We start from the raw sequence: 12,184 nt of genomic DNA, 5'->3' as shown, positions 1-12,184 counted from the left end.
CTTGCAAATACTTATTGTTTGCAGCGGAACATCGTTATAAGACTGAGCATTTTGCCCAAGTCACAAGGTATATCCTATCATACTCTAAACGTCGATGCAATAGACATCAGTCTTCTTTTTTAATCTCGGACAATAATTTTTTTTCAACTTCCGATAGTTCATAACTATCGAGTAAATCCGGACGTCGAATCCAAGTTCTGCGCAGAGATTCCTTCATCCGCCATTCATCGATTTTTTTATGATTCCCGGATATTAGCGGATCGGGAACTTTCATCCCCCGGAAATCTGCAGGTCTAGTATAATGGGGATGCTCTAACAAACCAGAAGAATAGGAATCAAGGATCGGGGAGTCAACATTCCCCAAAACGCCCGGCAGCAAGCGAACAACGCTGTCAATAATGACCATTGCACCCAATTCCCCGCCTGTAAGCACAAAGTCACCTATAGATATTTCATCCGTTACGACATGCTCCCGGATGCGCTCATCATACCCTTCATAATGCCCGCAAATGAAAATGAGATGTTCTTCTTCAGCAAGCTCTTCGGCTTTTTTCTGCGTATAACGCTCTCCCTGGGGACAAAGGAGGACTACCCTTGGGGTTAGCTCAGCTTGCCCTTTAAGAGCTTCCACAGCATCAAAGATCGGCTGTGCCTTTAATACCATTCCGGCACCGCCTCCATAAGGATAATCGTCTACCGTCGAATGCTTATTATCTGCATAATCTCGAAAATTGGTCACCTTATAGCTAACAGCCTGCTTTTCCGCAGCCTTTTTTAAGATTGACGAACCAAATACCCCTTCGAACATTTCTGGAAAAAGCGAAAGCACATCGATTTTCATCAGTCTAAAAGTCCTTCCATCGGCGTAATGATGACCTTTTTAGCGGAAATATCCACTTCTTTAACAATTTGTTCAATATACGGGATCAGGATGTCCTTACTGCCAGCTTTCTTAATGACCCAAACATCATTGGCACCAGGCGTAAGAACCTCAACGATTTCCCCAACTTCCATTCCTTCATCCGTAAATACCGAACAGCCGATGATTTCATGGAAGTAGAACTCACCTTCGTCCAATTTACCAAGCTGTGCTTCCTTCACTTTCAGGACCCCGTTTTTAAATGCCTCGACCTGTCCGACGTTATAATAGTTCTCGAACGTCAATAGGTTAAAGTTTTTATGGGTGCGATGCGACCTGATGATGAGGGGCAAGGGTTTTTTCTCCGTGTCCCTAAACAGATACAGAGTATTTCCCACTTTGTATCGTTTTTCTGGAAAGTCTGTTGAAGAAATTACACGGACTTCTCCTAAAAGACCATGTGTGTTGACAATTTTACCTACATTAAACCATTTTTCCATTCTTTCACCTCTAACGAATTTCCGAGACGATCCCATCTTTTATGACAATGGTCTTCGTTGCCATGATTTCGTCCCAATCTGCCCCAATTTCCACATCAATGATACTTTGAACTTCCCGTTCCTTCAATTCACTACCTGCGGGAAGGATCTCCAACTGCTCCATTTGAAATTCAAGCAGTTTAATTTTTTCTTGCCTCTGGTTTATTTCTTTTTCAAAATGAGCACGGAGACTAGCAGGTTGGAGAGTTCTTGTTTTTTCAAGTTTTTTCAGTTCAAAGCGAAGCTGTTCACTCTCTTTTTGAAGCTGAAGGCGTTTTGACTTGTATTTCTCGAGGAGCTGATTCTTGCTGGATTCCGTTAATACTTGGTTAACGATTACATTTTGGAGAATTTTCATTCCAGCACCTCCTATTATCTATGATTTCTTATTTCCTTCAAAAATTATGTATGATGGGGTAATCTTTTTGAAATGGGGGTCATTCTCTTAAGTATAACGTAAATCGATAAAAGATGCGTCTTAAAAAGGCGTAAAGTTTAAAGTCCGGGTCTATTCAATTAGGATCCAAGTCGAAATTTCACTATCTTGAAGTACAAAAAAAGGAGGGGTATTAACCCTCCTTATTCGGAAATCTCCAAATAGATTTTCTTCTGCTGTGAAGATCCTGCTGCATATACCACAGTCCGAATCGCCTTAGCAACACGCCCTTGTTTACCGATAACCTTGCCCATATCCTCTTTATGAACGGAGAGGATATAAACAATCCGGTCGGATTCTTCCTTGGAGGTCACAATGACCTCTTCCGGATAATCCACAAGTGCTGAAACAATCGTTTCAATAAGTGCTTTCATCAACTACCGTCGATTACTTGCTGTTTTTTGCAACATGGAATTTTTCCATGATGCCTTGTGTAGAGAATAAGTTACGAACTGTATCAGATGGTTTAGCTCCATCTTGTAACCATTTAAGAGCAAGCTCTTCGTTGATTTCAACTTTAGCTGGTTGAGTAACCGGGTTATAAGTTCCTACCACTTCAATGTAACGTCCGTCACGTGGTGAACGAGAATCTGCAACTACAATACGATAGAAAGGAGATTTTTTAGCTCCCATACGTTTTAAGCGAATTTTTACTGCCATTTTAAATAAGCACCTCCGAATAGTTTCACACAAGATAGTATAATATCAAATGTCTTGCATGTTTGTAAAGGTTTTTTTCTTAACAGGTAAAAAAAGTGTTGAAATACATGGCTTCGACCCGTATTCGCCTCAGTTTTAACCTGAAATAAACCTTACATGAACGGGAATTTGAATCCCTTTTTCTTTCCTTTTTGCATGTTCGTAACCTGTTTCATCATCTTTTTCATTTCTTCGAATTGCTTCAGTAGACGGTTCACTTCTTGAATCGATCTGCCGCTTCCTTTTGCAATCCGTTTCTTGCGGGATGCATTCATGGTTTCCGGATGTTCCTTTTCATGCGTTGTCATTGAACGGATGATAGCTTCAACATGACCGATCTGTTTCTCATCGATCTGAAGGTTGTCCATCCCTTTCATTTTATTCGCACCGGGAATCATTTTCAGAATATCATCAAGCGGTCCCATATTCCGCACCTGACCAAGCTGATCAAGGAAATCATCAAAGGTAAAAGTGGCGGTACGCATCTTTTTCTCTAATTCTTTCGCTTTTTCTTCATCTACATTGGCCTGTGCTTTTTCGATAAGGGTCAATACATCACCCATGCCGAGGATCCTTGACGCCATCCGTTCTGGATGGAACGCTTCAAGTGCATCCAATTTTTCACCCATACCGACGAATTTGATCGGCGTGTCGGTGACTGAACGAATTGAAAGTGCCGCACCACCACGTGTATCCCCATCAAGTTTCGTTAAAACGACTCCTGTCAGGCCTAGCTGTTCATTGAAGCTTTGGGCTACATTGACCGCATCCTGACCTGTCATCGCATCGACAACCAGGAAGATTTCATCAGGTTTTGTCAACTCTTTGATATCCTTCAGTTCGCCCATCAAGTTTTCATCAACATGAAGACGGCCTGCGGTATCAATCAACACATAGTCATGATGTTCTTCCTTAGCTTTTTCAATTGCCTGTTTGGCAATTTCGACAGGGCTGACCTGGTCCCCAAGGGAGAAAACAGGCATGCTTAATTGTTTGCCAAGTGTTTCGAGCTGCTTAATCGCCGCCGGACGGTAAATATCAGCCGCAACGAGCAATGGCTTGCGGTTGTATTTTTTTCTAAGAAGATTGGCAAGCTTTCCGGTGGTCGTCGTTTTACCAGCACCCTGAAGACCTACCATCATAATGACAGTCGGTGGTTTCGAGGCAACGGCAATCTTGCTCTGTTCGCCGCCCATCAGCTCAGTCAATTCTTCCTTAACTACTTTAATTACCTGTTGACCGGGGGTTAAGCTTTTCAGCACTTCCTGACCTACCGAACGTTCACTGACACGTTTTACAAAATCCTTCACGACTTTAAAGTTAACATCCGCTTCAAGCAGGGCCAATCGAACTTCACGCATCATTTCTTTAACGTCCGCTTCGTTGACCTTCCCTTTTCCACGGATCTTTTGCATCGTGCTCTGCAGTCGGTCGGCCAATCCTTCAAATGCCATATTGCCGCCTCCTAATCCAACTTCTCAAGCGTTGTGATTGCGTCTAGCAGCTTCTCTTTTGAAAAGGATTCCTTTTCTATGAGTCCCTTCATATTCGCAATCCACTGGTTACGCTCTTGAAATTTTTGAAATAACAATAGCTTTGCTTCATATTCCTCAAGCATCGCTTCTGTTCTTTTTATATTATCATAGACTGCCTGCCTACTGACTTCGTATTCATCGGCAATCTCGCCAAGAGAGTAATCATCCAGATAGTAGAGGGACATGTAGCTCTGCTGCTTCTCTGTTAACAACGATTGGTAAAAGTCATACAAATAATTAATCCGCGTTGTCTTTTCAAGCATCTTAGCAAGCCTCCCTGCTGTTAAGTGAAAACCCTTTACAAGTTTATATTGTAAAGCCTTGTTTATTTGATGTCAAGTTAAACTCCTTACCACGTGTTTGCAAAGCATTATTTTTTTCATTTTCCGCTTCTTTTTTGGACCTTTCTTCAATAGGTCCTCCAATTATCATGGTAAAAAAACCAGAAGAGAATGAACTCTTCCGGCTTACAATTTTCCCTTAAACCTCTTCTTTATCGATGATATCAGCAAAAAGGCCATAAACATATTTCTCGGCATCGAATTCCTGTAAATCATCCATTTTTTCACCTAGCCCGACAAATTTAACAGGAATGGCCAATTCATTGCGAATCGCCAAAACAATTCCACCTTTTGCGGTGCCATCAAGCTTTGTTAAAACAATACCGGAAACATTCGTCGCTTCCTTGAATGTCTTGGCCTGGATAAGGGCATTTTGTCCAGTTGTAGCATCAAGGGCAAGCAGCACCTCGTGTGGTGCACCTGGTACTTCACGTTCAATTACACGTTTCACCTTTTCCAATTCCTTCATTAAATTCACTTTATTCTGCAAGCGACCGGCAGTGTCACAGATAAGGATATCCGCTTTTCGTGCCTTGGCGGCCTGAATGGCATCGAACATGACAGCTGCTGGGTCAGAGCCTTCACCCTGTTTGATTACACTGACACCGACACGCTCACCCCAAACCTCAAGCTGTTCAATCGCACCGGCACGGAAGGTATCCCCTGCAGCCAATACGACAGATTTTCCTTCTGTTTTGAATTTGTGGGCAAGTTTACCAATGGTCGTCGTTTTACCTACCCCATTAACCCCTACAAACAAAATGACCGTCAAACCTTCTTCTTGTATATTCAGGCTAGACGTCGCTTCATCATCACCTTGGTAGATTTCAACAAGCTTTTCGGAAATAACGGACTGCACTTCCCTCGTATCAGAGATATTGCGAAGCTTGACTTCCATTTTTAATTGATCAATCAGTTCCATCACAGTATCAAAGCCTACATCAGCCTGAATCAGGATTTCTTCAAGTTCTTCAAAGAAGTCCTCATCCACTTTCCGATAACGGGCAACAAGTTCATTAACCCTTCCAGTAAAGGAATTCCTCGTCTTTGTCAAACCTTGTTTGAATTTTTCCCCAATGGATACTTCTGCTTCAACTGATTTTTCTTTTTCTTCCTGAGTCGTAAATTTCTCTTTTAACTTTTTGAAAAAACTCATTGTCCCACTTCCTCTAATTCATGAATTTTAAACTTCCATAAAGTTTTCTGATTCTTCCATCCGGACGGAAACAAGTTTGGAGACACCTGACTCCTGCATCGTAATGCCATATAGGACATCTGCCTCTTCCATCGTGCCTTTGCGGTGAGTAATCACGATGAACTGCGTTTCCCTGCTGAACTTTCTTAAAAATTGGCTGAACCGGACGACATTCGCCTCATCTAGCGCTGCCTCGACTTCGTCAAGGATACAGAAAGGAACAGGACGCACTTTTAGAATGGAGAATAAAAGGGCTATGGCTGTCAATGCTCGTTCTCCGCCGGATAAGAGGCTCAAGTTTTGCAGTTTTTTTCCGGGAGGCTGCGCAATGATATCCACCCCTGTATTTAGCAAATCATCAGGATTCGTCAGTTTCAGCTCCGCCCTGCCTCCGCCAAATAAAGCTTTGAAGACTTGTTCGAATTCTTTACGGATCGAATAGAAAGTATCCGCAAAGCGGCGTTTCATTTCATCATCCATTTCATCGATGACTTGGAATAATGTATCTTTCGCCTGTTGAAGGTCTTCCTTTTGACTAAGAAGGAATTCATAGCGTTCAGCTACACGTGCGTATTCATCAATTGCACCTAAATTCACCGTCCCCAGTTCCTCGATAGCAAGCTTGATGAGCTTCACCCTTTTTTGAGCTTCGTCGGCAGGCATCATCAATGGATACTGTTCTTTAGCACCTTCAAAGGAAAGGGTATATTCTTCTCGCAAGTGGTCGAGGCGATTTTCCAGTTCGACATCCAGACGAGTTAATTTCACTTCTTCATCCTTCATCACTTCGACAATGCCTCTATAAAGTCGATTTTCTTCTTTCAAGGACAGTTCGAGCGTTTCAACTTCCATTAGAAGCTCGTTTTTTTCCTGTTTTTTTATGGTGATTCCTTCAATTGCTCCATTTTTATCGAGCAATTTCTGCTGAGCCATATCTTCCAGGGACTCTTCCCCGCTTGAACTGTCTGTCATTTCATTGGTCAGGAGCCCTAAATCATCTTTGTTTTCAGCAAGCCTGCTTGATTCCTTAGAAAGGTCCGATTCAATGCGTTCCATCTTCTCTTTTTGGTTTTGCAGCTGGCCACGCTTGGAAGCCAGCATTACCCTCAGTTCATTCGTTTCTTCAGCAAGGCTCTCTTTTGAAGATTGTTGTGATTGCTTTTGTTCGGTCATTTCGGAAATCAACCGATCCAGACCATCAATTTCCGATTTACATGATTCCAAAAGTTCTTCCAGCTCTTCAAGTCTTGCCGTTTTTTGCTGTTGTTCTTCTAAATATGAATTTTTATCCAAATCATAAAGATGCAGCCGTTCATTCACATTTCTTTCCTGAAGCTCCACTTCACGGAGTTCCCCTTTAAGGGTTTGTTCTTGTAATCGAAGTCTCTCTCCCGTTTTTCTGGTTTGTTCAAGCGTTTGCTCTTGAACACCCACATCCACTTTGAGCTGTTTGACTTGCTTTTCAAGCTGATTCGTTTTGACTTCCATGGCAGCAAGTTTTTGTTGGAGCTCCTCCAATTCCGTTTTCCTTGAAAGCAGGGAGGTCGTTTTTTGCTTTAAGGCTCCACCAGTCATTGAACCACCTGGATTGACGATATCCCCTTCAAGTGTTACGAAGCGGAAACGGTGCTGCATCATTTTCGCCAGGTCATTTGCCCCTTTTAAATCTGTGGTGATAATCACTGTTCCTAATAGGTTTTCAGCAATCGCTGCATGCCTATCATCATATTGGATCAATGAGGAACCAGTCCCTACAAAAGCTGAATGGCTCTTCAGCATCGATAATTGGTTAGCTGATATCTCTCTTGCCTTTATGACTGATAAAGGCAAGAAAGTCGCACGCCCGTACCTATTTTTCTTCAAGAAGGAAATGGCTTCACGTGCATGCTCTTCGCGTTCCACGACAACATGCTGCATCGCTCCGCCCAAAGCCGTTTCAATGGCCGTTTCATACTCCTTTGGAACCTTTATCAATTCCGCAACTGCCCCTTCAATGCCTCGAAGGGTTTCTTTCGCTTTCAAAACCTCTTTTACACCCTGAAAGAAGCCAGCATAATCATCTTCCATTTCTTCAAGCAGTTCCTTACGCGATTTAGCCTGTTGAAGGAATTGATAGGCCTTATAAAGGGTGGTTTCTTGTTTTTGATACGTATCTTTTGCCGCATTCAATTTATTCTGCTGATTTCGGAAATAAGTGACATGCTCTTCAAGCTGCTTGGTCATATTGTCCATCAGCTGTGAATATTCCATTTTTTTAGCAGTGATATCCATTCTTTCAGTTAAGAACTTTTCATTTTCCATATCAAGTTTTGCATTTTTATGTTCCTGCTGCGCAAGCTGCTGAAGCAGGTATTGTTTTTCGTTTTTGGCCGAGGCCTGCTTGTTCAGCCACTCGATATAGTCACTCTTTTTCGCTTCGATCACCGCTTCGATATCACTATTGAATAGGCCGAGGCTTTTTTGTTTTTCATGTAAGGTTTCAGATATCCCTTTCACTTCCAAGTTCAGTGCATGCAGGATTTCCGTTTCCCTTTCCTTTTGCAAAGACAAACGCTCGACAGCAGCCTCACCTTCCACAATCGCTTTTTCCAGCTGTGACTTGTTTTGGGCGGCATTTTTTTTCCGTTCTTTCAAAACTTCTTTACGGCCTTCAAGCTTTTCAAGTTCTTCGCTGGCATTCAGGAGAATCTCCTGAAGGCCATTGATCGATGTCTCAAGCGTCGCAAGACTATCCCTTAGCTTTTTGAGATGCGCTTCCCTGTCCTGAAGCTGTCCTGCCATTTGCTGTTCCATTTCATTATGTTTTTCAAGCTCCTGTGATAGTTTTTCCCATTTTTCATAAAGCTCTTCAATTTCATAAACGGTTAAAGCCACTTCTATTTGCTCTAGTTCGTCTTTCTTCGCCAAAAATTCCTTGGCGAGGGAAGACTGAATTTTTAACGGCTCCACCTGCCCCTCCAATTCATGGAGGATATCATGGACCCGGTTTAAATTATCCTGTGTTTCCGTCAGCTTCGATTCCGCTTTTCGCTTTCTCGTTTTATACTTCAGGACACCGGCCGCTTCTTCAAAAATCACTCGTCTTTCTTCAGCCTTACTGCTAAGGATTTCTTCTACTTTCCCTTGGCTGATGATGGAAAACGCTTCTCTCCCAAGACCGGAATCCATGAAAAGGTCTATGATGTCTTTCAGACGGCAACCTTGATTATTAATGAAAAATTCACTTTCTCCCGATCGATATACACGTCTTGTCACACTGACTTCATGAAAGTCGATCGGCAGGGAATTGGTCTCGTTATCAAGGGTCAATGATACTTCCGCAAAATTCAACGCTTTCCTCGTGTCACTTCCCGAAAAGATGATATCTTCCATTTTTGCTCCACGCAGTGATTTCGCAGACTGTTCTCCAAGGACCCACCGGACTGCGTCGGTCACATTACTTTTACCGCTTCCGTTTGGTCCAACCACTGCCGTGACACCAGGTACAAAATCTATCGAAATTTTCTCTGCGAAAGATTTAAATCCTACAACGTCCAAACGTTTGAGGAACATGACCTTTCCCCCTCTACTGTTCAACTATCTTGTTGATTTTTTTCTTTTAAAACGATCAATGCATGCTCGGCTGCATGCTGCTCCGCTTCTTTTTTGGACTTTCCTATTCCAGAGCCAAGTTCTTCCCCATTCAGAGAGACCGTCGAAACAAACTCCCGATTATGGGCCGGTCCTTTTTCCTGCAAGATCTTATATTGCAGGACACCGATGGCATCGCGCTGGATCAGCTCCTGAAGCTGGCTCTTATAATCCATCACATGAGAAAAAGCACCCTCGTCTATCTTCGGAAACACGACATTCGTCAAAAACTGCACAACTGGCTCTAATCCTTGATCAAGGTACAAAGCACCAATATAGGCTTCGAATACATCCGCAAGCATGGCAGGGCGTTCCCTTCCACCTGTCATTTCTTCCCCTTTTCCGAGTAATACATATTCCCCGTAAGAAAGGCTATTGGCAAAAGCAACAAGTGAAGGCTCACACACAATGGCTGCCCTTAGTTTGGTAAGTTCACCTTCGCTCATCATCGGATATTTTTGATATAAGTATTTAGAGATGGTCAGTTCAAGTACAGCGTCCCCCAAGAATTCAAGCCTTTCATTATCTTCATAAGGCTTACGGCGATGCTCATTCACATAAGATGAATGTGTAAAAGCTTGTTTTAATAAATTTTCATCTTTAAAATGAAAACCCAGATTTTCTTGCAACTGTTTGAATTTATTTTCCTTGATTGATGGTTTACGATTATTTCCGTTCCTACGCATCACACAAAACCCTCCACGGTTCAAAAAGCATATTTTTCCAATATATAAAAAGAAACCTGGCAGGAATTCCTGTCAAGCTTTCCTATGTAACATCATACATGATTATCCGCTTAAAGAAAACTAAAGGCAAAAGACACTGCATGCAGGCGGAGCATACCCGTGAACTGCTCATTCCGTTATCTGCCGCTGAATCAACTTCTTTAAGCAATAAGAGAAAGCCCCGTTAAAAAACGGAGCTTTTAGTCAAATGACAATTCATTACATAGTGCTTTGTATGTAATTCACAGCATCACCTACTGTGGCGATTTTTTCAGCGTCATCGTCCGAAATTTCCATATCAAACTCGTCTTCGAATTCCATGACTAGTTCAACTACATCAAGGGAATCGGCACCAAGATCTTCTTTGAAAGAAGCTTCAAGTTTTACCTCTGATTCTTCTACGTTCAAACGATCTACAACGATTTTAGTTACTCTTTCTAATACATCTGCCAATGTGTTCACCTCCCCTCAAGACATTATAAATTAATTTCGAAAAAAATCAAAGAAAACTTACATGACCATGCCGCCATCTACATGAAGAGTTTGCCCAGTCATATATTTGCTTGCATCGGAAGCAAGGAAAGACGCCACTGCAGCAATATCTTTAGGGTCACCGAAACGTGCAAGCGGAATTTGGTCCAGCATGGCTTTTTGGACGTCTTCAGGCAATTCCCCAGTCATATCCGTTGAGATGAAACCTGGGGCAATCGCATTGACCGTAATGCCTCTTGATGCAAGTTCCTTTGCCGTCGTTTTAGTCAAACCGATGACACCTGCTTTAGCCGCTACATAATTAGCCTGCCCTGCATTTCCGCTGACGCCGACGATCGATGCCATATTGATGATCCTGCCGCTGCGCTGCTTCATCATTTGCCTTGTGACAGCTTTGGTGCATAGGAACACGCCTTTAAGATTAGTATTGATCACAGAATCCCATTCATCTTCTTTCATGCGCATCAATAGGTTATCACGTGTGATGCCGGCATTATTAACCAGGATATCCACTCTTTCAAATTGTTCGACGACCTCTTTGATCATGCTTGTCACCGATTCACTATTTGCAACATCGCATTGGATGGCGAATGCTTTTCGGCCCAATGCCTTGATTTCATCAACCACTTCATTCGCTTTAGCTTCACTGCCGGAATAGTTAATAGCAACGTCTGCTCCCTGTCGGGCAAGTTCCAATGCAACTTCCCTGCCAATACCTCGTGATGCTCCCGTTACAAGCGCTTTTTTACCTTCGAGGATCATGCTTGTACCCCCTTCAATGTTTCAATTGTTTTAGTTAGAGTGTCTATATCGGATACCGAATGAATTTGAACGGAACGATCAATTTTCTTTATCAATCCGCCCAACACTTTCCCTGGGCCAACCTCGATGAACGTATCCACGCCCAATTCAAGTAGATTTTTCACACTGTCCTCCCAAAGGACCGGTGAATACAGCTGTTCGATTAATTTTTCTTTTATTTCGGCAGGTGCTGTAATGGGCTTAGCCGTTACGTTTGAAATGACAGGAATTTCTGCCTGTTTGAAGCTTACTTCATCAAGGACACCCTGTAACTTTTCTGCTGCCGGTTTCATTAATTCAGAATGGAACGGTCCACTCACTTCAAGAGGAAGAGCCCGTTTAGCCCCATTTTCCTTGGCTTTTGCACTTGCAAGTTTAACCCCTTCGGAGGTGCCTGAAATGACGATTTGCCCTGGACAATTAATATTGGCCAATTGAACGGATTCACCTGTGGCCGTAATTTCAGAAGTGACTTCAGATAGAGCTTCACGGTCCATTCCCAAAATCGCAGCCATTGAGCCTTGACCATTCGGTACCGCAGCTTCCATGAATTCACCGCGTTTACGCACTGTATATACGGCATCTTCGAAAGAAATTGCACCAGATGCCACTAATGCCGTATATTCACCTAAACTGTGCCCGGCAGTATAATCGGGTTTGATTCCCGCTTCTTCCAACTCCTTGACAAAAGCATAACTCGTAGTCAATAAGGCTGGCTGTGCATTATAAGTCACCGTTAATTCTTGTTGTGTGCCATTAAAGATCAATTCCGTAAGCGGAAAATCAAGTTTTTCATCTGCTGATCGAAAAATTTGCTGAGCACGCTCTTTTTCCTTAAATAAGCCATGCCCCATTCCTATTGATTGTGATCCTTGTCCTGGAAAGACAAAAGCAATTTTACCCATCTGTTACTCCCCTGCCTCTATGATTTA

13 protein-coding genes are annotated in these 12,184 nt (G+C 42.7%); all 13 read right to left on the bottom strand.

Annotated features, from left to right (window positions below; genetic code table 11):
* Positions 1-106 precede the first annotated feature (106 nt).
* The 13 genes from trmD to fabD all read right to left on the bottom strand — a co-directional run bounded on the left by trmD (position 107) and on the right by fabD (position 12,157).
* Positions 107-841, bottom strand: a complete 735-nt coding sequence (trmD, locus tag ACJ9PY_RS08155; protein WP_098865182.1) for a tRNA (guanosine(37)-N1)-methyltransferase TrmD — start codon at positions 839-841, stop codon at positions 107-109.
* On the bottom strand, positions 841-1,359 hold the full coding sequence (gene rimM, locus ACJ9PY_RS08150) for a ribosome maturation factor RimM (protein WP_034313708.1): 519 nt from the start codon (positions 1,357-1,359) through the stop codon (positions 841-843). The genes trmD and rimM overlap by 1 nt, the downstream gene beginning before the upstream one ends.
* 10 nt (positions 1,360-1,369) lie before the next feature.
* Complete coding sequence (locus ACJ9PY_RS08145; RefSeq protein ID WP_034313711.1) at positions 1,370-1,756, bottom strand: YlqD family protein; 387 nt, start codon at positions 1,754-1,756, stop codon at positions 1,370-1,372.
* 221 nt (positions 1,757-1,977) lie between these two features.
* A complete protein-coding gene (locus ACJ9PY_RS08140; protein ID WP_048684915.1) occupies positions 1,978-2,208 on the bottom strand; it encodes a KH domain-containing protein in 231 nt (76 codons plus the stop codon).
* Positions 2,209-2,221: 13 nt separating this feature from the next.
* The gene (gene rpsP, locus ACJ9PY_RS08135) at positions 2,222-2,494 is read right to left on the bottom strand and encodes a 30S ribosomal protein S16 (RefSeq protein WP_034313715.1); all 273 of its coding nucleotides are present in this window, start codon (positions 2,492-2,494) and stop codon (positions 2,222-2,224) included.
* 152 nt (positions 2,495-2,646) lie between these two features.
* Positions 2,647-3,987, bottom strand: coding sequence for a signal recognition particle protein (gene ffh / locus ACJ9PY_RS08130; RefSeq protein ID WP_034313716.1), 1,341 nt, complete (start codon positions 3,985-3,987; stop codon positions 2,647-2,649).
* Between the two features lie 11 nt (positions 3,988-3,998).
* A complete protein-coding gene (locus ACJ9PY_RS08125; RefSeq protein WP_034313718.1) occupies positions 3,999-4,331 on the bottom strand; it encodes a putative DNA-binding protein in 333 nt (110 codons plus the stop codon).
* A 217-nt stretch (positions 4,332-4,548) separates the two neighbouring features.
* The gene (ftsY, locus tag ACJ9PY_RS08120) at positions 4,549-5,565 is read right to left on the bottom strand and encodes a signal recognition particle-docking protein FtsY (protein ID WP_034313721.1); all 1,017 of its coding nucleotides are present in this window, start codon (positions 5,563-5,565) and stop codon (positions 4,549-4,551) included.
* 27 nt (positions 5,566-5,592) lie between these two features.
* Positions 5,593-9,156, bottom strand: coding sequence for a chromosome segregation protein SMC (smc, locus tag ACJ9PY_RS08115; RefSeq protein WP_063576894.1), 3,564 nt, complete (start codon positions 9,154-9,156; stop codon positions 5,593-5,595).
* Positions 9,157-9,176: 20 nt separating this feature from the next.
* Positions 9,177-9,920: a ribonuclease III gene (gene rnc / locus ACJ9PY_RS08110; protein ID WP_034313726.1), complete on the bottom strand. Its 744-nt coding sequence runs from the start codon at positions 9,918-9,920 to the stop codon at positions 9,177-9,179.
* A gap of 258 nt (positions 9,921-10,178) precedes the next feature.
* Positions 10,179-10,412 carry an acyl carrier protein gene (locus tag ACJ9PY_RS08105; RefSeq protein WP_034313729.1) on the bottom strand — a complete coding sequence of 78 codons (234 nt, stop codon included), beginning with the start codon at positions 10,410-10,412 and terminating at the stop codon, positions 10,179-10,181.
* A 57-nt stretch (positions 10,413-10,469) separates the two neighbouring features.
* Positions 10,470-11,213, bottom strand: coding sequence for a 3-oxoacyl-[acyl-carrier-protein] reductase (gene fabG / locus ACJ9PY_RS08100; protein WP_034313733.1), 744 nt, complete (start codon positions 11,211-11,213; stop codon positions 10,470-10,472).
* Positions 11,210-12,157, bottom strand: coding sequence for an ACP S-malonyltransferase (gene fabD, locus ACJ9PY_RS08095; RefSeq protein ID WP_328135787.1), 948 nt, complete (start codon positions 12,155-12,157; stop codon positions 11,210-11,212). Before fabD ends, fabG begins: the two co-directional genes overlap by 4 nt.
* Positions 12,158-12,184 lie beyond the last annotated feature (27 nt).

The sequence above is a fragment of the Peribacillus sp. S4 genome, assembly GCF_046715815.1.
GTDB classification, from domain to species: Bacteria; Bacillota; Bacilli; order Bacillales; family DSM-1321; genus Peribacillus; species Peribacillus frigoritolerans.
The sequence above is the reverse complement of the archived record's forward strand: the minus strand, read 5'-3'. Positions and strand labels throughout refer to the sequence as shown.